Annotated in this window: 17 protein-coding genes; 12 read left to right on the top strand and 5 right to left on the bottom strand. The window is 73.8% G+C overall.

The window, feature by feature from the left end:
* The first annotated feature begins 377 nt into the window (after positions 1-377).
* On the top strand, positions 378-818 hold the full coding sequence (locus ACFV04_RS01770; RefSeq protein WP_380526091.1) for a VOC family protein: 441 nt from the start codon (positions 378-380) through the stop codon (positions 816-818).
* Between the two features lie 218 nt (positions 819-1,036).
* On the opposite strand, the gene ACFV04_RS01765 is transcribed toward ACFV04_RS01770, so the two are convergent.
* A complete protein-coding gene (locus ACFV04_RS01765) occupies positions 1,037-1,840 on the bottom strand; it encodes a helix-turn-helix domain-containing protein (protein ID WP_380526089.1) in 804 nt (267 codons plus the stop codon).
* 125 nt (positions 1,841-1,965) lie between these two features.
* Between ACFV04_RS01765 and ACFV04_RS01760 the strand changes: the two genes are divergently transcribed.
* Positions 1,966-2,166 carry a hypothetical protein gene (locus ACFV04_RS01760; protein ID WP_380526087.1) on the top strand — a complete coding sequence of 67 codons (201 nt, stop codon included), beginning with the start codon at positions 1,966-1,968 and terminating at the stop codon, positions 2,164-2,166.
* A gap of 149 nt (positions 2,167-2,315) precedes the next feature.
* Here ACFV04_RS01760 and ACFV04_RS01755 read toward each other — a convergent pair whose 3' ends face one another.
* A complete protein-coding gene (locus ACFV04_RS01755) occupies positions 2,316-3,530 on the bottom strand; it encodes a YncE family protein (protein WP_380526085.1) in 1,215 nt (404 codons plus the stop codon).
* 250 nt (positions 3,531-3,780) lie between these two features.
* Here ACFV04_RS01755 and ACFV04_RS01750 point away from each other — a divergent pair, with 250 nt between their 5' ends.
* The 3 genes from ACFV04_RS01750 to ACFV04_RS01740 all read left to right on the top strand — a co-directional run bounded on the left by ACFV04_RS01750 (position 3,781) and on the right by ACFV04_RS01740 (position 8,078).
* Positions 3,781-4,257: a hypothetical protein gene (locus tag ACFV04_RS01750; protein ID WP_360266667.1), complete on the top strand. Its 477-nt coding sequence runs from the start codon at positions 3,781-3,783 to the stop codon at positions 4,255-4,257.
* A gap of 443 nt (positions 4,258-4,700) precedes the next feature.
* On the top strand, positions 4,701-5,987 hold the full coding sequence (locus ACFV04_RS01745) for a hypothetical protein (protein WP_380526083.1): 1,287 nt from the start codon (positions 4,701-4,703) through the stop codon (positions 5,985-5,987).
* A 363-nt stretch (positions 5,988-6,350) separates the two neighbouring features.
* Positions 6,351-8,078: a hypothetical protein gene (locus ACFV04_RS01740; protein WP_380526081.1), complete on the top strand. Its 1,728-nt coding sequence runs from the start codon at positions 6,351-6,353 to the stop codon at positions 8,076-8,078.
* Positions 8,079-8,084: 6 nt separating this feature from the next.
* On the opposite strand, the gene ACFV04_RS01735 is transcribed toward ACFV04_RS01740, so the two are convergent.
* Positions 8,085-10,970, bottom strand: a complete 2,886-nt coding sequence (locus ACFV04_RS01735; RefSeq protein WP_380526130.1) for an AAA family ATPase — start codon at positions 10,968-10,970, stop codon at positions 8,085-8,087.
* A gap of 140 nt (positions 10,971-11,110) precedes the next feature.
* Here ACFV04_RS01735 and ACFV04_RS01730 point away from each other — a divergent pair, with 140 nt between their 5' ends.
* The 3 genes from ACFV04_RS01730 to ACFV04_RS01720 all read left to right on the top strand — a co-directional run bounded on the left by ACFV04_RS01730 (position 11,111) and on the right by ACFV04_RS01720 (position 12,507).
* Entirely contained in the window at positions 11,111-11,668 is a 558-nt protein-coding gene (locus ACFV04_RS01730) for a TetR family transcriptional regulator (protein ID WP_380334048.1), read from the top strand.
* Between the two features lie 246 nt (positions 11,669-11,914).
* Positions 11,915-12,250: a DUF6247 family protein gene (locus ACFV04_RS01725; RefSeq protein WP_380334051.1), complete on the top strand. Its 336-nt coding sequence runs from the start codon at positions 11,915-11,917 to the stop codon at positions 12,248-12,250.
* Positions 12,247-12,507 carry a hypothetical protein gene (locus ACFV04_RS01720; RefSeq protein WP_380334054.1) on the top strand — a complete coding sequence of 87 codons (261 nt, stop codon included), beginning with the start codon at positions 12,247-12,249 and terminating at the stop codon, positions 12,505-12,507. Before ACFV04_RS01725 ends, ACFV04_RS01720 begins: the two co-directional genes overlap by 4 nt.
* Positions 12,508-12,660: 153 nt before the next feature.
* Here the strand turns inward: ACFV04_RS01720 and ACFV04_RS01715 are convergent, their stop codons facing one another.
* Positions 12,661-14,340 (bottom strand): MFS transporter, encoded by a 1,680-nt coding sequence (locus ACFV04_RS01715; protein WP_380526128.1) that lies wholly within the window; start codon positions 14,338-14,340, stop codon positions 12,661-12,663.
* A gap of 260 nt (positions 14,341-14,600) precedes the next feature.
* Here ACFV04_RS01715 and ACFV04_RS01710 point away from each other — a divergent pair, with 260 nt between their 5' ends.
* From ACFV04_RS01710 to ACFV04_RS01695, 4 genes are all read left to right on the top strand, one after another.
* Positions 14,601-15,593, top strand: a complete 993-nt coding sequence (locus ACFV04_RS01710; RefSeq protein ID WP_380334057.1) for an Lrp/AsnC family transcriptional regulator — start codon at positions 14,601-14,603, stop codon at positions 15,591-15,593.
* A 165-nt stretch (positions 15,594-15,758) separates the two neighbouring features.
* The gene (locus ACFV04_RS01705; protein ID WP_380526078.1) at positions 15,759-16,160 is read left to right on the top strand and encodes a hypothetical protein; all 402 of its coding nucleotides are present in this window, start codon (positions 15,759-15,761) and stop codon (positions 16,158-16,160) included.
* On the top strand, positions 16,153-16,449 hold the full coding sequence (locus ACFV04_RS01700; RefSeq protein ID WP_380334062.1) for a hypothetical protein: 297 nt from the start codon (positions 16,153-16,155) through the stop codon (positions 16,447-16,449). The genes ACFV04_RS01705 and ACFV04_RS01700 overlap by 8 nt, the downstream gene beginning before the upstream one ends.
* A 66-nt stretch (positions 16,450-16,515) precedes the next feature.
* Positions 16,516-17,565: an HD domain-containing protein gene (locus ACFV04_RS01695; RefSeq protein WP_380526076.1), complete on the top strand. Its 1,050-nt coding sequence runs from the start codon at positions 16,516-16,518 to the stop codon at positions 17,563-17,565.
* A 98-nt stretch (positions 17,566-17,663) separates the two neighbouring features.
* On the opposite strand, the gene ACFV04_RS01690 is transcribed toward ACFV04_RS01695, so the two are convergent.
* Positions 17,664-18,479: a helix-turn-helix transcriptional regulator gene (locus tag ACFV04_RS01690; protein WP_380334067.1), complete on the bottom strand. Its 816-nt coding sequence runs from the start codon at positions 18,477-18,479 to the stop codon at positions 17,664-17,666.
* Positions 18,480-18,531: the final 52 nt, after the last annotated feature.

Here is an 18,531-nt window from a genome sequence, read left to right as displayed (position 1 = left end):
CGTCCGCCGGTCCCACGACGCGGTGGTGCCGAGCCTGTGGGTCACGGCGGACGGCGTCATGGCCGTCTCGTCCGGGGGCAGGCTGCTGCGCTACGGGCGGGGCCGGCGCCGGTGCCCGTTCCGACACCGACTTCGACGCGGGTGCCGACGTCGAGGTCTCCGTCGCCGGCATGGCGGTGGCGGGGGACCGGCTGCTGCTCGTCGTCGGCCCCGTCCGGGGAGGGGACGTGCGGAGGCCGGGCCGTCTGTTCGCTCCCGCTGCACGGCAGGTCCGCGGAGGTCCTCTTCGACGTCGGGGACCCGGACACCGAGGTCCTCGCCGTGACGGTCTGAGCGGCGGGGCCGCGGCTGTCGCAGGTGCGCAGTACGGTCCTGTCATGGCAGCCAGAATCGATCTGACCCTCGACTGTGCGGACGCGGGACTCCTCGCCGCGTTCTGGAAGACGGCCCTGGGGTACGTGGACGAGCCGCCGCCCGCGCCGTTCCGGACGCGCGAGGAGTGGCTGGCGCAGTTCGACCTGCCGGAGGACGACTCCGAGGACGACGGCGCCTGGCTCTGCGATCCCGAGGGAGCCGGGCCCCGCTTGTGCATCCTCAAGGTGCCCGAGCCGAAGACCGCGAAGAACCGGCTCCACATCGACGTCCGGGTGCCGGGACACGGCAGCCCGGCGGAGCGGTGGGCCCGGATCAGGGCGGAGTCCGCGCGGCTGGTCGAAGCGGGCGGGACGGTCCTGGAGGAGTTCGACGGGCACCACGTGGTGATGGCGGACCCGGAGGGCAACGAGTTCTGCGTCGCCGCCGCCCCGGCAGGGCGCTGACCCGGCCGGACCCGTCGCCGCCCGCGGGCCTGTGCCGCCCACGGGCGCGGGAGGGGAGGCGACCACCCCCGTCGACACCGGCGGAGACTTCCAGCCCACCCGCGACCCACCGGGACGTGTCAGGGTGCCGGTGGACCGGGGCCGGCCGCTCGTCGCGTCAGGCGCCCGGGCCCTCCGCCGGGTGCCCGCCTGGGTGGTGCCCGGGCCGCCGGTTCGGCTCAGAGGATCGCGTGGAAGGCCCCGCTGAGGCGTTCCGCCTCCCCGAACATCGTCATCTGTTCGGCAGCGGGCAGTTCCACCCGGCAGTAGCCCTTCACCTCGGCCCGTAGCTCCTCCGGAATGTCAACGGCGTCGCTGAGGTAGAACAGTTCGGTCCGCGCGTCTTCGATGTCCGGAGCCGACGGCCACTCCGTCGCTGCGAAGAGAGCGATCCCCTGCAGGAGCTTGCCCACGAGGAAGAAGCGGAACTCGGCGCGCGAGGTCCGCTTCTCGATCAGGGAGACCACCTCGTCCAGCACGCCCGCGTACGCGGTCAGGAGGGCCAGGCCGGCCCTGTCGGTCTGCTCCAGTCGGGTCCTGATCTCTCGGAGCGGTGCCGTTTCGGTCTCGGCCAGCCCGATCAGCCGGAGCGCCTCCAGGAACTCCTCGAACCGTTCGGACCCGGTCGACCGGAGCGGGACGGCACTGCCGACGGCGGAGCCGGCCCGGAAGAGGAACAGCAGCCGGTCCTCGGCGGGCCCGGGCACGCCGGCGCCCGCCGGAGCCGGGGCTTCCCCGGCCGCGATCCGCCGCAGGGCGAGCAGGACGTCCGGGTCCAGGCGCAGTGCCCGGGCCAGCGCCGTGACTGTTACCGCTCGCGGCACGGGCCCCGCGAAGACGTTGTGGACGGTGCCGCGGCTCACCCCCGCCCTGCGGGCGAGCTGGGTCTTGTCCAGGCCCATGCCGGCCCGCTTGTCGTCCAGTTGTCTGCGCAGTTCGGCGAGCGCCGCTTCCTTCGCGGGCCCAAGGTCTTCCGTGCTCACACGCCCCCCAGGGTCGGGTGTCCATCGGTGTCCAGGTGTACAGCTTTGTCCAGATGGACCTTGTTCAACACCGGTTCCAGGAAAGTCGGTGACGTCAACGCCCCGACCCCTACTGGGAGATCGCCGTGAACCGCGTCGCTGTCGTTCTGCTCACCGCCGCCCTGGTCGTCGTGCTCGCCCTCCTGGTCGGTGCCACCGCGGGCGTGCTCGCCCGCCTCGATGGCACGACCTACCCGGCCGCCTTCGCCCGCGCCGGCGCGGCCTTCGCCGCCGTCCTCGCCCTCGCCGCTGCCATCGCCGGCGTGTTCACCCAGGTCCTCGCCTGACGCCGCAGCTGTCCCGCTCCCGGCTCGGCCCCGGACCGGCGTTCCGCCGGAACGGCCCGGGGCAGCCGGAAGCGGGCCCGGCGATGGACGCCCGGAGGCGGGTCCCTTCCGGGGCCGCCTCCGGGCGGGGCCCGCTGGGGGTGGATCCGCTAGAAGCTGACGATCTGCAGGAAGGTGCCGGGGTTGTCGGTGTAGTTGTTGCCGGTGACGTAGAAGGTGTGGCCGTCCGGGCCGACCGTCAGGTTCGAGCCGTGTTCGAGGTCGAACTCGGCGAAGTTCTCGCGCGGGACGGGCCGGTTGGTCGCGGTGTCGTACGCGGCGACGGTCGGGCTCGGCAGGTCGGTGTCCTCCAGCACGTACAGCCGGTCGCCGCGCGGGCTCAGCGCGAAGCCGGGGATCTGGCGCATCCCGGTGTCGAGGTCGATCGTGGCGGCGAGGCTGTCGGTGGTGAGGTCGATGACCTGGACCCGGCCGTCGGGCCTGGTCAGCGCGTACAGGCGGGTGCCGTTCGGGGCGAGTGCCAGTTCGTCGATGAAGCCGGGGGCGGTGATGGTGCGCACGACGGCCGGGCGGGGGCCGGTGAGGTCGACGCGGATGAGGCCGTCGGGGCTGCTGAGGTAGGCGGTGGTGCCGTCGGGCCGGACGACGATCTCGCGCGGGGACGTCGTCGGCAGGGGCACGTCGCCGGTGAACGCGGTGCCCGGGGCGGAGAAGGTGAGCAGGCGTCCGGGCAGGAAGGACGGGTTCGGAACGCTGTCGAGGTACGGCCCGCTCTGGCCGAGGTAGACCGTCGCCCCGTCCGGGCTGACGGCCAGGCCGTACGGGGAACCCGCAGTCCAGCCGGCCGGGCGTGGCTGGTCCGGCACCGGCACGCTCGCCCGGAGCGTGTTGGTGCCGGTGTCGAAGACGTTCAGGGTGCCCTGGGTGATCAGGTAGAGGAGTTTGCCGTCCGGGGCGAGCGCCTTCGGGCCGCTCCAGAAGTCGGTGCCGGTCGGTACCTGGGCGAGGAACGCGCCGGTGCGGGTGTCGACGACGTCCAGGCGGCTGCCCGAGCGGGTCTCCTCCCCGACGTACGCGCGCCGCCCGTCGGGGCTGATCAGCGCCCGCTGCGTCCAGGTGGCGTCGGGGAAGGGGATCAGCCGTTCGACGCCGCCGACGGGCGGCTTGGCGCTGCCGGCCGGAACCGTGTTCGCCGCACTGACGACGGTTGCCGTGTTCGCCGTGTTCGCCGTGTTCGCTGAGACCGCCGCATTCGCCGTGTTCGCCGTGTTCGTCACCGCACCGGCGACGCCGCCGGTGCCCAGGACGATGGCGGCGGAGAGCAGGGCGGAAGCCCAACGGGCCTTGGGTAGACGTAAGTTCACTGCGCTTGCCCCTCCTGTGATGGAGTTGTGGGGATGGGGCGAGGCTACGTCATGGGCATGGCATTCGGGGGCCGGTTACCGGAGTGGATCCCGTTCGCCCGCCCGCCCGCCAGCCACCGTCCGCCCGCCGCGGGCCGGACACGGGCGGACGCGGGCCGGACGCGGGCCCGCCGTGGGCCAGGTGTGGGCCGGACGTGTGAAGCGCGGGCGATCGGGGGATGCGGTCCGGCCGGCGGATCGTTGAACGGTCATGGCGAGCGAGACGAACGACGGCGGGGCCAAGGGGCCGGTGGTGTGGGCGCTGGCCGTGCGTGAGGCGGCGCAGGGTCCGCCGGTCGCGGAACTGGTGGTGGGGGTCGGTGCGGACCTGCACGCCGAGCTGGTGGAGGCCGCCGTCGACAGCGGCTTCGTGGTCGCCGCCGGCGAGCCCCCGGCGACCACCGGTGCCATCGAGGTCGCCGGCGGCCGGGTGGAACGGCTGGTGCTGGTCGGCGGCCGCCAGGGGTGGGAGCCGGGTTCACGGGTCGAGGTGTCCCCCCGCTGGCTTGAGGCGGCCGAGGCGCGCGGTGAGGCCGTGGTGGTCGTCGTGCCGCCGCGGATCTGGCCGGTCGGAACGGCCGAGCAGGACCTCGACACGCGCATCGCCGTGTTCACCCGCTGGCTGGAGGAGGAGCGGGTGGCCGGCCGGGTCCTGCACGGAGCGGTGTCGGTGCGCGGCTGGTCGTGAACGCCGCGCCGGCGTCCCTGATCGAGGCTGCCGGGCCGGGCGTTCCCCCGCCCGGGTGGATCCGCGTGGTCGGGCATCGACTGCGGTGCGGTGGGCGTGCTGTCAGTGGTGTGGTGGCGGCCGGCGGGCGGTGCGGGAGGGGCGCGGAAAACTTTTTGGAAGTCGCCTGCAACCCCGGCGGGTGCCGCACGTCTGTATCAGTGAGAGGCACGGAAGGGGGCCACCTTCCGGAGGCGGGGGGATCTTCCGTCCGAGCGCCGACCACCGCGACCCGACACACGTCCGTCCGCGGGGCGTCTCGACCACTCACACACGCGCACATCCGCACATCCGCACATCCGTGCATTCGTTCGCACGTTCATTCGCACATTCACTTGTCACCGGCGTGGCCGAACCACTGGTTCGGCATGTCCACAACACGTTGTTTCCGGGGGGAAACCACCATGTCCAGCACCATCCGCACCCGCTCTTCCCGCCGTTCCGTTGTCGTCGCCGCCACGCTCGGCGTCCTCGCCCTCGGTACCCTCGCCCTGCCGGCCCAGGCCGCGTCCGCCGACGGCTCCACCACCGGAACGCTGAACGTGCAGGCACCCTCGGCGGTGGGCTTCGCCGGGCAGCCGGTCGCGTTCACCGAGACCGTCACCAACACCGGCACCCGGGCCACCACCTACACCCTCGTCCTGCAGACCGAGACCGGACCCGGCACCCCGCCCCACGCCATCACCATCGACCACAAGGACCCCTCGAACGGGACCTGGACGCCCGTGCCGCTGGACTTCTACTCCGGGGCCGACGAGGCCACCTACAACGGCATGCTCAACGGCATCACCGTCGCACCCGGCCAGACGGTGACGGTGGACCTGCGGATCGGCGCCCCGATGGGCCTGCCCCACGACGGAGCCAGCAACGGCGGCTTCCCGTCCATCACCCTCGGCTCCCGCCTCACCACCCCCGACACCTGGGACAACCTCGCCGAGCAGTTCCGCACCATCGCCGTCGACCCCATCACCACCACCCTCACCCACGTCCCCGCCACCGCCGTGGCCGGCGGCGACCCCATCGAGTTCGACGCAGTCCTCGCCAACCCCACCCCCTCCGCCTACGTCAACCTCGGCAACGTGCTCTTCACCGACCTCCACGCCACGGTCCGGATCCGCACGGCGGACGGCACCTGGACCACCCTCCCCAAGGTCACCGGCACCGACCCCGCCGACCGGCCCGGCGTCTACCTCCAGGGCCGCGACTCCACCATCGCCGCCGGAGGGACCACCACCACCCACGTCCGCGTCTCCTACGACACCACCACCCCCCTCGGCGCCACCACCATCAACCCCTGCCTCTTCGTCAACGAAGGCGCCACCCCCTTCCTCGGCACCACCAACTGCGGCCAGGGCGCCACCATCAACATCACCACCCCCACCAGCACCACCCCCACCAGCACCACCAAGACCACGGCCACGACCGCGAGCACCACGCCGGTCACCCACACCTCCGTCACCGGCGTGGAGGCCGCCACCGACGTCAAGCCAGTCGCCGACGTCAAGCCGGCACCCGCCACCCCCGTCGTGCCCACGCCCGGCGCCCCCGCCGCCGCCCCCGCTTCTGTCTCTGTCTCTGCCACCACCGACTCCGACTCCGACGCCATCCCCGCCGTCACCGCCGCCGTCCTGGCCGTCCTCGCCACCGGCGCGCTCCTCCTCGGCGGCCGCCTGCGCCGCCGCCGTTCCTGAGCGACCCGCCCCACCCACCGACCCGCGCCCGACGACACCCACCGGGCGGGCGCGGGTCCACCCGGGCGCCGCCCCGGCCGGCCGTACTCGCACCCCGACCGGACGGCATCGTGGATGAGCTCCGCGCCCACCCGCCGCCGCGCCACCCCGGCCCGGGCCCGCCGCGCCACCCCGGCCCCGGCCCGCCGCCGCGCGACCCCGGCCCCGGCCCGGCGGCGGGTCCGCCTGGGTGATCGGCCCGGTGGCGGGCCCGGCGGGCCCGGCGTGTCAGCGGGTGCGGCCGTGGGGGCTCTGCCAGCCTGTTCCGCGCCCCGTGCCGGACGAGCCGCGCACCGGTACGCCGATCCGATCCGAGGAGACCCCTTGCCGCAGCGGTTGCCCCTTCCCCGGCTGACGGCCGTCGTCGTGGCCCTGCTCCTCGGGGTCTCGGCCTGCTCCAGCTCCGGTGCGCGCCCGGCCGGTCCGCACAGCAGCTCGCCGCCCGCGGACGAGGTGGCGGCGGGCGGTCCGCTGGTCGGCGACCCGGCGCTCGTCCCCGGCGAGCAGTCCTGCGCGGCCGCGGAGGGCAACGCCCCGTGGTACCCGACCATCGCGGCCTTCGAGGTCCACGACTCCAACCGGACGCACCGTTACGGGTGCGCGCACTTCGAGGGTGCCCCGTCGAACAACCAGGTCTACGCCTACAGTTCGCAGCAGGTCTACGCCACGCCGTACAACATCGTGGACCGCGGCCCCGACGAGCTGTACGTCTACGGCGGCGGCTACGGCGACGACCCGGCCGCGTCCGGTTCGTTCGTCTCGCGGGTGGAACCCGGGACCTTCAACGAAGTCTGGCGGCAGGTGCTCATCAACACCAACGCGACGGACGAGTGGGACTACCCCGGTGTCCTGAACGTGCTCGCGGACGGCAGCCTGGTGGTCATCTACGGCTACCACATCGCCCGCATCGACCCGCAGACGGGCAAGGTGCTCGCCCGGACCACCCTTCCGACCGGTGGGTCCGCCCCGCGCGACACCGCGTACAACGGCTACGACGCGCTCCCCGACGGGACCATCGTCGCCAAGACCGTCAACCGTCAACCCGGCTGCACGGAACAGGGGTTCAGCGCCTTCCTCAACTGCCCCGACCCGTCGGCCGTACCGCCGTCGATCATGGTGGCGATCGACCCGAAGAGCCTCCAGGTGCTCTCCCAGGTCGCGCTGCCGGAGATGATGGGCGGCCGCATCACCACGTCGACGCTCAACGGCACGCCGGAGATCTACCTGCCGGGGGCGACCAAGCTCTTCCGCTACGCCTACCGGAACGACGCCTTCGTCCCCGACTCCTCGTGGGGGCCGGTGCCGTACCTCAAGGACGGGCAGACCGCCGCGTCCGCCATGGCCGTCATCGGCGACTACGTCGTCACGATGACCAACGGCGGGAAGCCGACCCCGACGCCCATGAGCGTCGTCGCCGTCTCCCAGAGCGACTCGACCAAGGTGGCGAACATCCAGCCGTTCGCCGACAGCGGCAGCAAGAACAGCTTCATCCCGTCGATGGTCTCCGTCGACCCCGAGAACGACCGCGTCTACGCGATGGACGCGGGGGCGGGCAAGCTGGCCGGGATCGACCTCGCGAACGGCGCGCTGTCGGTGGCGTGGACGCAGGACCAGACGACGCTCAGCTTCACGACCCTGATCGGCCCCGCGGACCAGCGCGTCCTGATCGGGACCGACATTCCGGTGAAGTTCTTCCAGGGCCTCAAGAAGTACACCACCGAGCAGGTGGTGTGGCGCCGGGCCCAGGACGGCACCGAACTCGCCCGCTCCAGCCAACTGCCCAAGATGACCCAGGGGATCCTGGTGACGCCCGGCTACGCGGGACTCCAGTACTTCCTCACCGCGGACGGGCACGTCACCGGCCTCCAGGTCACACCGAAGCCCGCCACCGCTTCGCCGTCCGCCCCGGGCAGCCCCACGAGCCCCACGTCGCCGGCCTCTCCCGCCTCCCCGTCTTCCCCCGCGTCCCCCGCGTCCTCGTCCTCCCCCGCAACCGCCGGCTCGTCCGGCTCTCCCGGCCCGTCCGGCTCCGCCACGGTGACCTCGCCCTGAGTGCGCTCAGGACGCGGTCAGGTGGCGGTCCATCCTGGTCAGGGCGTCGCGGAGGGCGGCCCGCGTGGTGACGCCCAGCTTGGGGAAGACACGGTAGAGGTGGGCGCTGACCGTGCGGGGGGACAGGCGGATCTGCTCGCCGATCTCCTTGTTCGTCAGGCCGCCGGCGGCCAGCTCGGCGACCCGGCGCTCCTGCCAGGTCAGCGGCACCGCGGTGGGCGTCGGGGCGGGGGGTGCCACCCCGGCCGCCCTCAGCTCGGCGTGGGCCCGCTCGGCCCAGGCGGTGGCGCCGAGCCGGTCGAGCGTCTCGGCCGCCGGGGCGAGGAACGCACGGGCGGCCGCGGCGCCCTGGGCGCGGCGCACCCGGATCCCGTGCGCCAGCCGGATCCGGGCCAGTTCGAACGGGAAGCGCTCGGCGCCCGGGTGGGACTGCGCGCGCGCGTACATGTCGGCCGCTTCCCTGTCGTCCTGGGCCGTCATCGCCAGGGCCCCGTACGTGAGCAGGGCCAGGCGTGGGGAGAGGTCGGCCAGGCCGGCGTCCCGGGCGGCCAGCGCGTGGGCCCGGGCCTGGTCGGCGCGCCCGGTGTGCAGGGCGGCCTCGACGAGGTCGAGCAGGGTCCGCGACGCCTGGTAGGCGTAGGGCCGGAACGTGCCCGGTGTCGTGATGCCGATCGCGTGGAGGAACGCGCTCTCGTAGTCGCCGCTGCTCAGCGCGGTGGTCGCACCGGCGGCGTCCGCGAGCTGGGTCAGGAACCCGACGCCGCGCGGGCGGGCCCACGCGTCGACGGCGGCCTGCAGGTCGCGGGCCTCGTCCGCCCGCCCGCGCACGGCCGCGAGCTGGGCCAGGTAGGCCCGCGTCTGGTGCGCGAACAGCGCGTGGCCGGGCTCGGCCGCCAGGGCGAGGGTGCGGTGCCCGGTGCGTTCGGCGGCCTCCCATTGCCCGAGCGCCATCTGGTCGAGCATGATCAGGTGCAGCATGACGATGCCGCTGGACACGGCGCCGGTGTCCAGCTCGCGGTCGACGACGCGTTCCAGGTACGGGCGCAGCGGGCTGAGGACGTCGAGGTGGTAGGCCGACACGGCGAGCCGCGTGACGTCCCAGGGGTCCTGCTGCTCCAGGCCGGCCGCGGCCCGTTCCACCGCCCCGGACCAGCCGGCGCCGTGCCGGACCACGTCGCTCCAGGTGCTGCCGTACATCCAGGCCCGTTCGGTGGCGAGGCCGCCGAGGGAGGAGAGGACCGCGTGGGTGCGCTCCCACGCGGTGCGGCTCCCGGCGTACTGGCTGACGGCGAGCAGGAGGCTGACGAGCCGGTCGAGCACCTCGCCGCCCGGGTCCTGGCCGTTCCCGTTCCGGGCGTTCCCGTTGCGGCCGTTCCCGTCCTGGCCGTTCCCGTCCCGGGCGACCCGGTTCGCGGCGTCGTCGCGCAGCCGTTCCACCGCCGCGGCGACCTGGCGGTGCGTGGTCCGGACGTCGCCGTTCTGGTAGAGCGCCAGGTAGCCGTTGGCGAGGACGGCGGCGGGGTTGTCGTCCGAGCCGGGCGGGGACGCGGCCAGTGCGAGGCTGCGGGCCTGGCCGAGCCGGTTCGCCTGCCCGGCGACGAACGCCGCGTCACCGAGCCGCCGGGAGCGGTCGGCCCGGTTCTCGCTCAGTTCGGCGGCGCGGGTCAGCCAGGACACGGCCACGAGCGCTCCGCCGCGCCGGGTCGCCGACCGGGCCGCGGCCTCCAGGACGGTGGCCACGGTCTCGTCGGGATCGACGGTGGCGTCCGCCAGGTGGATGGCGCGCCGTTCCGGGTCGTCGCGGTGGACGTTCGCCAGCACCCGGTGCGCGGCGCGGCGCTGGTCGGTGGTGGCGAGCTGGACGACGCTGGACCGGACCAGCGGGTGCCGGAAGGCGAGGTCGCCGGTGGCCGGTTCGACGACCAGCAGGCCACACGCGACGGCCTGGTCGACACCGCGCATGCGGTAGCGCGCGGTCGGGGCGGCGCCGTCGCCGGGCCGGGCCGTCGCTCCGTCGAGGGCGCCCGTGAGCAGCTCCGCCCGGACGCCGTCGCCGAGCCGGGCGAGGCGGGCGGCGTAGATCTCCTGGATCCGCCGGGGCAGCGGTACGCCGTGCGGGCCGAGCAGGTCCTCGGGGGCCCGGCCGCCGGGGCAGGAGGTGAGGTGGGCGGGCAGTTCCAGCAGGGCCAGCGGGTTGCCGCGGGCCTGGTCCAGGACGAGTCCGCGGAGCCGCGTGCCCAGGCCGGGGTGGTGCCGGTCCAGCAGACAGGTGGCGTCGGTGTCCGCGAGTGCGCCGACCGGGGCCTCCGGCAGTGCCGCGGTGTCGAAGCGTGAGGCGATGTCGCCGCGGAGGGCCACCAGGAGCTTGACCCCGGGGCTGCCGGCCAGCCGGCGGCCGACGAACCCGCAGACGTCGGCGCTGGCGTCGTCCAGCCACTGGCCGTCGTCGAGGACGAGCAGCAGCGGCCGCGTCGTAGCCGTCGTGGACAGGAGGTTGAGCACGGCGATGCCGAGGGCCATGACCGACGGCGGCGGGCCGTCCGTCTCGCCGAACACGGTGTCGAACGCCACCCGGGCGGCGGCGCTCGGCCGCCTGCTGCCCGGCTGTGCGCCGCCGGGCAGGCTGTCACCGGGCTGTGCGCCGCCGGGCTGTCCGCCGTCCGGGAGCAGCGGGTAGAGAAGCTGGTGCAGCCCGGCGTAGGGCAGGTCGCTCTCCGCCTCGACCCCGGTGGCGCGGATCACCAGGTGGCCGCCCTCGGCGGCGAGGTCCGCCGCCAGGTCGAGCAGGGCGCTCTTGCCGACGCCCGCCTCTCCCCTGAGTACCAGGGCCTGTCCGTCGGGGGCGCTCACGAAGGCGGACAGCCGCGCCCGTTCGCCGTTCCGACCGACCATCACCATGCCCGGTTCCACGCCCGGTTCCCTCCCCTGCCCCCGAGGCACGCGACCGCAAGCCGTATTCAACTGGACGGTTAGTTGATTAGACTGTGCCGTGGTGACCCTGTCAAGTAAACAGTTAGTTAGGAGCTGGGCCGATGGAGCGCGACGCCGAAGCCACCAAGCGGCGACTCATCACGGCCGGCCGGGCCGAGTTCGCCGCGCACGGGCTGAACGGCGCCCGCGTCGACCGCATCGCCGTCGCCGCACGAAGCAACAAGGCGCAGATCTACCACTACTTCGGGAACAAGGCCGGGCTGTTCGACGCGGTCTGGAACGAACTGGTCGAACAGATCGTCACGGGCGTGTCACTCGACGTGGACGACCTGCCGGGGTTCGCGGCCAACCTGAGCGACCTCTACGCCGAGTACCCCGACATGCCCCGGATCATCACCTGGCAGCGGCTGGAGCGCGGAGACGCCCTCAACGACCTCGGGGTCGCCGAAGTGCGCAACCGCAGCGCCGCCATCGCCGAGGCGCAGGCCAAGGGCCTGGTCTCGACCCGGTTCGAGCCCCAGATCCTGTTCCCCCTGCTCGCCCACGTCGCCATGCTGTGGGCGGCGGCCAACCCCGAGATGCAAGCGGTCCTGGACCACACCGACCGGGCGCAGCGCCGCGACATCGTCCGCCGCATCGCCACCGCCCTGGTGGAGTGAGCCCGCCGGGACGCCGGGACGCCGGGACGCCGGGGCGCCGGGACGCCGGGACGCCGGGGCGCCGGGACGTCGGCTCGCCGTGGCGCCGGGCCGCCGTGGTGCCAGGAACGCGCCACGCTCCGTCCTCCGTCGACGGGCCGGCGTAGAGGCGTCCACGCCGTCTGCCGGCCACCGTTCACCGACCGCCGCCAGCCGAGAAACGGGATTCGGCCCGAGCCCGCCACCGCGCGCGCCGATTGCCGTACCGTGACCGACGACGAAGTGGAGGACCCGATGAGCGCCCAGCCCGACCTTCCCGCCCCGCCGCCCGCCCCGTCTCCCCGCGCCGCCGTCCACCTGCTCAGCCGGATCCGCGCCGAGCGTCCCGAGCGGGCCGAGCGGTGGCTGCCGGCCTTCCGTCGGGACTGGGACAAGGCGGTGGAGGACTCCCGGCAGACCTACGACCTCACCCCGCTGCACGACGTCGTCCGCACCTGGCGGGCCCGCCTGGACAGCGCACCGGCCGTCGACGCCTTCGTCGCCGCGGGCATGAACGACGACGACGGCATCGACCTGTCCGAACTCGCCGGGGACAGCCGGTGAGTGACCCCGCCTGGCCCGTCCGGCTGTCCCCGCAGGCGGCCAAGACCTTCGCCGAACTCCCCGCCCACGCCCGGCAGATGGCCACCGACCTGCTCGACATCGCCTCCCGTACCCCCTGGGGATGGCCGCAGTGGGACACCACCGACCCCGAGGGTGAGGACGTCCGCTGCGCCTCCGTCGGCCAACTCAGCCTCGTCTACCTGGTCAACCGCCTCGCCGGGCGCCTGCACGTCATCGACATCGTCTGGCTCGGCTGACACACCGCGCGCACCCCGCCGCCGGCACCGCCGACGCCACCGACGCGCCGCGGAAACCGCTGCACCCCGGTCGGCGGTCCGCCCCGGTGGGAGGTCGGTCCCACCGGGGCGGCGTCGATCGATCCGCGCGTCACGGCGGCGGTCCGGGAGCGGTCACCGCACGGTCGTCACCGGCGCCCGGCCGGACCCGTTCCCGGCGGACCCGTTCCCGGCAGTCCCGTTCCCGGCAGTCCCGTTCCCCTCGGACCCGTTCCCGGCAGTCCCGTTCCCCTCGGAACCCGGACCGGGCGCCACGCGCAGAACCGGGACCGACGCCGACGCCGGAGTCGCGGTCGGGCGCAGCAGCAGGGCGCAGGAGAGCGCGGCCAGCGCGGCGAGCGAGGCGGACACGACGAGGCAGAGCCGCAGGCCGTCGAGGAAGGAGCTGCTCAGGGCGGTCAGGACCGGTCCGGTGGCGGCGTCGAGGTGGAGTCCGGCCACGGCGCCCAGTCCCTGGTCACGGGCGGTGGTGAGGACGAGGTCGCCGGTCTGCGTCGGCACGCCCGCGTCGGTGAGCCGGCCGGGCAGGGCGTCGAGGGCGCGCGTGGTCAGCAGGGCGCCGAGGACGGCGGGGCCCAGGGCGGCGCCGACCTGGCGGAAGGCGTTGTTACCGGCGGCGGCCATGCCGGTCAGGTGGTGGGGGACGGAGGAGACGGCGGAGGCCGTCATCGGGGTGAGCACGGCGCCCAGGCCGAGGCCGAGCAGGACGAGCCGCCAGGCGATCGAGCCGAAGGAGGTGTGGACGTCGAGGTTGGTCAGCGACAGCAGCGCACCCGCCGTCACCACCAGGCCCGTGGTGATCAGGACCCGCGCCGACACCCGGTGCATGAGCCGTCCGACGGGCAGGCCGGCGAGCAGGGAAGCCCCGGTCACCATGACCATCCGCGACGCCGCCTGGATCGTGGTCAGGTGCTGCACCATGCCGAAGTACAGGCTCAGCACGAAGAAGAAGCCGATCAGTCCCAGGAAGCTGATCATGGCGACCAGGGCGGTCGCGGTGAACGCGGGGCTGCGGAACAGCGCCAGGTCGATCATCGGGCCGGCGCTGCGGCGCTCCACCGCGACGAACACGGCCGCACCGACGGCGCCCAGCACCAGGGCCGCCACCACGGCCGGCTCGCCGAAGCCGTTCGCGCCGCCCTCGATGACGCCGTAGACCACCGAGGTGACCGCCACGGCCGCGCTGATCTGACCCGGCCAGTCGAGCCGACGGCCGTGCGGCGCACGCGAGTCCGGCAGTAGGAAGGCGGCGACGACCAGCACGGTCAGCGACACCGGCACGGGCAGCAGGAAGATCCAGCGCCACGCGACGTGCTCCAGCAGCACACCGGCGATCAGCGGCCCCACGGCGAGCGAGGCCAGCAAGGACATCGCCCACAGGCCGATGAACCTCCCCCGCTCCCGGTGGTCGGGGACCGCGTGGCTGATCAGGGCCAGCGTCGTCGGCAGCAGCGAGGCCGCGCCCAGGCCCGAGGCCGCCTGCCCGACCCACAGCCACTGCACCGAGTCCGACGTCAACGACACGGCCGCGCCCAGCGCGCAGAAGAGCATGCCCGCCTGGAAGACCCGCTTGCGGCCGTGCACGTCCCCCCACACGCCGGTGGTCAGGATCAGCGCGGCCATCGGCAGCACGAACGCGTCCGACACCCAGGACAGCTGGGACGTCGAGGTGCCCAGCGCCCGCTGGATCGCCGGCAGGCTCACCGACACGGTGGTCACGGGAAGGTAGGCGACGAAGACGCCCAGGCACGCCATGACGAGCGTGACGGCCCGTCCGGCCCTGGGGTCCTGCATCGTTGCGGAGTTCACGAGGACGTTCCTTCGGCTGCGCAGGGTGCCACTCGGGCACCGGCTGCTGTGTGTGAGCACCGCCGTCCGGCGCGCGCCCGCCCCCGGTCCGGGCGCACCGGCGGACCGCGGCCGTCCGCGCCGCCCGCCGGTGCGCCCGCGGAGCCGCCGACCAGCTTCGCGCCCGGGGGCGAGGAACCCCCAAGTGATCCCGGCCACTGTCATCAAACCCCCGTCTTGGACTTCTACTGTGTGAGGATTCCCCCATGCCTGATGACCTGGACCGGAAAATCCTCCACGCACTCCACTTCGCCCCTCGGGTGTCCTTCCGCCGCCTGAGCGAGGTCGTCGGATCCTCCGAACAGACCGTGGCCCGCCGCTACAACGCGCTGCGCCGCGACGGAGTGCTCCGGGTCGTCGGACTGAGCAACCCCGCCGCCGACGGCCGGGCCGAATGGATCGCCCGGCTGCACTGCCGCCCCGACGCCGTCGGGCCCCTCGCGGACTCCCTCGCCCGCCGGTCCGAGGTCGCCTACGTCGGCATCGCCTCCGGCGGGTCCGAGATCCTCTGCATCATCCGCTCGCCCGCCGGCACCGCCCGCGACGACGTCCTCCTGCGCCGGCTCCCCAAGGCCGCCTCGGTCCTCGACGTCAGCCTCGACCTGCTCATCCACGCCTACGAGACCCCGGGCACGGCCGGCTGGACCGGCGGCGAAGGTTCCCTCACCGACGAGCAGGTACGGCAACTGGCCGCGGAACGCCCCACCCCCACCGGCCGCCCGCTGCCCCCGACCGACGACGACCTCCCCCTCCTCGCGGCCCTGGCGGAGGACGGACGCGCCTCCCACACCGGCCTCGCCGAGGCCACGGGCTGGTCCAAGGCCCGCGTCGCCCGCCGCCTGGAAGCCCTCGAAGCCGCCGGCTCCCTCGTCTACGACGTCGACACCCTGCCCGAACGCATCGGCTACGAACTCACCGCCACCCTCTGGCTCCAGGTCGACCTGCCCCGGCTCCACCGCATCGGCGAGGAACTCAGCCGGCACCACGAATGCGCCTTCGCCGCCGCCGTCAGCGGCAAGCACAACCTCATGGCCGTCCTCATCTGCAAGGACACCCCGGACTTCTACCGCTACCTCACCGAACGCCTCGCCCGCGTCGAGGGCGTCAACGGCTACGAGATCAGCGTCCGGGTGCGCCGCCTCAAGCAGGCCGCCTCCCTCGTCCACCACGGCCGGCTCGTGCACCCCGCCCTCGCCTGACGCGGGCGCCGACGGGCGCGCCTGCCGGGGCCGCACCGACGGGCGCACCTGCCGAGGCCCTCTCCCCGCCCGGCCGAGCAGCAACGGTCCTCGGGCGCGCGGGCGGAGCGGGCGTGCACCTCAGGTGCCGGGCCCTGATCCGCATTCCTGTCGTGGGCGGGCGGTGTGCCGTCGAGGAGACCGTGGTCGGTGGAGAGGAAATCGCCCGAACCGGTCACGAGCGGTGCTCGGGTGTGCCACTATTGCGCCGATTCTCCGCGACACCTGAGGACTGACATGGGGTCAATTCTTGCAGAGATTCTACGATTTCTGGCGCCGGCCGGAGCGCTCGCAGCCGTGACGGCTGCCGGCTCGGCCTGGCTGCGCGGCGTGGTGCGAGCCCTGTTCCGCAATCCTCACGAGACCACTGTGGTCGTCCGTGGCCCGGACGGTGTCGAGCTCTCGGCGGCCTCCGTGTCGCCGGAGGAGGTCACCTCTCTCCTGCGCCGCCTCGACCAGGTGGCGCCCGAGGAGACGCACGGGGACGCACGGAAGCCCGAGGCCACGGAGCGTGATTCCCATGAGTGAGGAACTCGCGAAGTCCGCAGCGTCGTCGCATCCCACGACGAGGGACGGCAGGCCGACGGCGGTGGCGCCCAGGAGGAGCAACACCGTCACGATCACCCCGGTGTTCAGGCTCGTGTTCTTCTCGGTCCTGGGTCTCACCGTTGCCAGTCTCGTCACGACGGTGTGGCTCGTCCTCGCCGTGCACGACCCGAACGACCAGGCCAAGTCCCTGGTCGAGAACCTCCTCACGATCGCCAAGCTGGGTGTGGGAGCCATCTTCGGGCTCCTGGGAGGCAAGGCCGTCAAGTAGCCGCCGCTGAGGGCTTGCCGATAAAAGGGGAAGCCCGCGGCGGGCGGGCGGACCTATGGTGACCCGATGGCTACCCACACGGACCAGACCCCGCCGCACGATCCGAGGGACGAGACCGCACCCCCCGTCCCGACCAACGCCGTGGGCATGGCCCCGGTGTTCACCGACCCGCTGTGGCGGATACCCGTCCGGCTGAACCCGGTGGAAGTCGAGCTGCTGCGCACCGCACCGCTGCGGCGCCTGCACTTCGTCGCGCACGGCGGGGCGTCGACGATCAGCACCCTGCAGTCGTACTCCCGGCTGGAGCACTCCCTCGGTGTCCTCGCGCTGGTCGCGCACTTCCGTCCGGAGGACGAACTGCTGCGGGTCGCCGCGCTGTTGCACGACATCGGCCACCTGCCGCTGAGCCACACCGTCGAAGGCGTCGGCGGCCTCGACCACCACGCGATCGGCTCGCAGCTGCTCCGGGCCGAGCCGGTCCGGTCCGTCCTGGCCGGGCACGGGATCGACGCCGGGTCCGTCGCGGCGATCCTCGGCGGGCAGCCGCTCTCGCCGCTCCTCGGCCGCCCCGGCCTGATGAACCTCGACCATCTCGACTCCTATGTGCGCAGCGGGCGCGCCGCCGGGCGGCTGGACGCCGATCCGGCCGTCCTGCTGGCCCGTCTCACGCTGGAGGACTCGGTGGTGTCGGCCGACCGTGAGGCCGCCGCGGTACTGGTCGCCCTGGTCCGGGCGGAGGCGCAGCTGCACACCTCCTGGGACAACGTGGGCCCGGTCTCGGTGGTCCGGCGCCTGGCGGCCCGGCTGCTCGACAGCGGCGCGCTCACCCCGGCCCGGCTCGCCCGGATGACCGATGCCGAGCTGTGGTCCGCGTTCGACTCCTGCGAGGCCACCCGGGCGGAGAGCGGCATGCTCCGCTACGAGCCGCACCGGTTGCGGGTCACGGTCGGGCACGCCGACGGGGACGGCACCGGGTGGGGCTACGCGTTGCGCAAGATCTACTGCTCCGCACCGCTCGTACGGGGGCGGCGACTCGACGAGTCCGTGCCCGAGCTGGCGGCCGAACTGGACGCGCTGCGGTTGCTGCCCACCGAGTTCCGCGTCCGCTGGAGCTGAACGCCCGCGGCGCCTGCGGCGTCCTCGCCCTCCTCGCCCTCCTCGCCCTCCTCGGCGTCCTCGGCGTCCTCGTCGACGGGGAGGCCGCGCCCATGGCGTCAGGTCGCCTGCAAGGCCAGCGTGTGCAGCGCCCGCTGCGTGGGCGACCCCGGGTCGGCGGTGATCAGGACGACTTCCTGGTCGTCCTCGGGTACGAGCAGGACGTCGCAGTTCAACCGCAGCAGGCCGACCCGCGGGTGGTCGACGGTCTTGGTGCGGTGGCCCGGTGCGTGGACCGGACGGGTCTGCCAGATCTGCCGGAACTCCTCGCTGCCGGCGTGCAGTTCGGCCAGCAGGGCGATCAGCTGCGGGTCGTGCGGGTAGCGGTCGGCGGCCCGGCGCAGCCGCGCCACGACGATGTGCCCGAACTCCTCGGTGCCGGAGCTCGCGTCCGCCGGCCCCCGGTCCAGGAAGCGGCGCCGGGCCAGGTTCGTCGTCCCGAGCGCGAGGTCGCCGCCGAGCAGCGCCCGGGCCAGGGGGTTCCAGGCGACGACGCCGTAGGCCGCGTCGGTGACGACGGCAGCGGTCTCCGGCAGCCGCTCCAGCATCCGGGCCACGTGCGGGCGGACCCTCCGCACCGCGTCGCCGGCGGGCGGCGCGTTCGATCCCGCCAGCCGGAACAGGTGACTGCGCTCGGCCGGTGTGAGCCGCAGCGTCCGGGCCAGCGCGTCCAGGATCCGGGCCGACGGCCGCGGACCCCGGGCCTGTTCCAGGCGCGTGTAGTAGTCGACCGACATGTGGGCGAGCTCGGCCACCTCCTCGCGGCGCAGGCCCGGCGTGCGGCGGGCGGTGTCCGTCGTCGTCAGCCCGATCTCGTGCGGGCGCAGGCCCGCCCGCCGGTCCCGCAGGAAGCGGGCCAGTTCCTGACGTGCCATGCCGCCTCCGGCCGCTCGGCTGGTACGGACTGTCCCTGGCAGGCGACCCGCC

It is taken from the genome of Kitasatospora sp. NPDC059599 (assembly GCF_042735125.1).
Classification (GTDB): Bacteria; Actinomycetota; Actinomycetes; order Streptomycetales; family Streptomycetaceae; genus Kitasatospora.
Note: the sequence above shows the minus strand (reverse complement) of the source record. Positions and strands in the feature narration are given on the sequence as shown.

Coding starts and splice junctions, on each gene's coding strand:
- ACFV04_RS01750 (WP_360266667.1), top strand. CDS start 3,781: ATGGCGAGCGAGACGAACGACGGCGGGGCCAAGGGGCCGGTGGTGTGG.
- ACFV04_RS01715 (WP_380526128.1), bottom strand. CDS start 14,340: ATGCAGGACCCCAGGGCCGGACGGGCCGTCACGCTCGTCATGGCGTGC.
- ACFV04_RS01735 (WP_380526130.1), bottom strand. CDS start 10,970: ATGGTCGGTCGGAACGGCGAACGGGCGCGGCTGTCCGCCTTCGTGAGC.
- ACFV04_RS01730 (WP_380334048.1), top strand. CDS start 11,111: ATGGAGCGCGACGCCGAAGCCACCAAGCGGCGACTCATCACGGCCGGC.
- ACFV04_RS01700 (WP_380334062.1), top strand. CDS start 16,153: ATGAGTGAGGAACTCGCGAAGTCCGCAGCGTCGTCGCATCCCACGACG.
- ACFV04_RS01770 (WP_380526091.1), top strand. CDS start 378: ATGGCAGCCAGAATCGATCTGACCCTCGACTGTGCGGACGCGGGACTC.
- ACFV04_RS01710 (WP_380334057.1), top strand. CDS start 14,601: ATGCCTGATGACCTGGACCGGAAAATCCTCCACGCACTCCACTTCGCC.
- ACFV04_RS01745 (WP_380526083.1), top strand. CDS start 4,701: ATGTCCAGCACCATCCGCACCCGCTCTTCCCGCCGTTCCGTTGTCGTC.
- ACFV04_RS01690 (WP_380334067.1), bottom strand. CDS start 18,479: ATGGCACGTCAGGAACTGGCCCGCTTCCTGCGGGACCGGCGGGCGGGC.
- ACFV04_RS01695 (WP_380526076.1), top strand. CDS start 16,516: ATGGCTACCCACACGGACCAGACCCCGCCGCACGATCCGAGGGACGAG.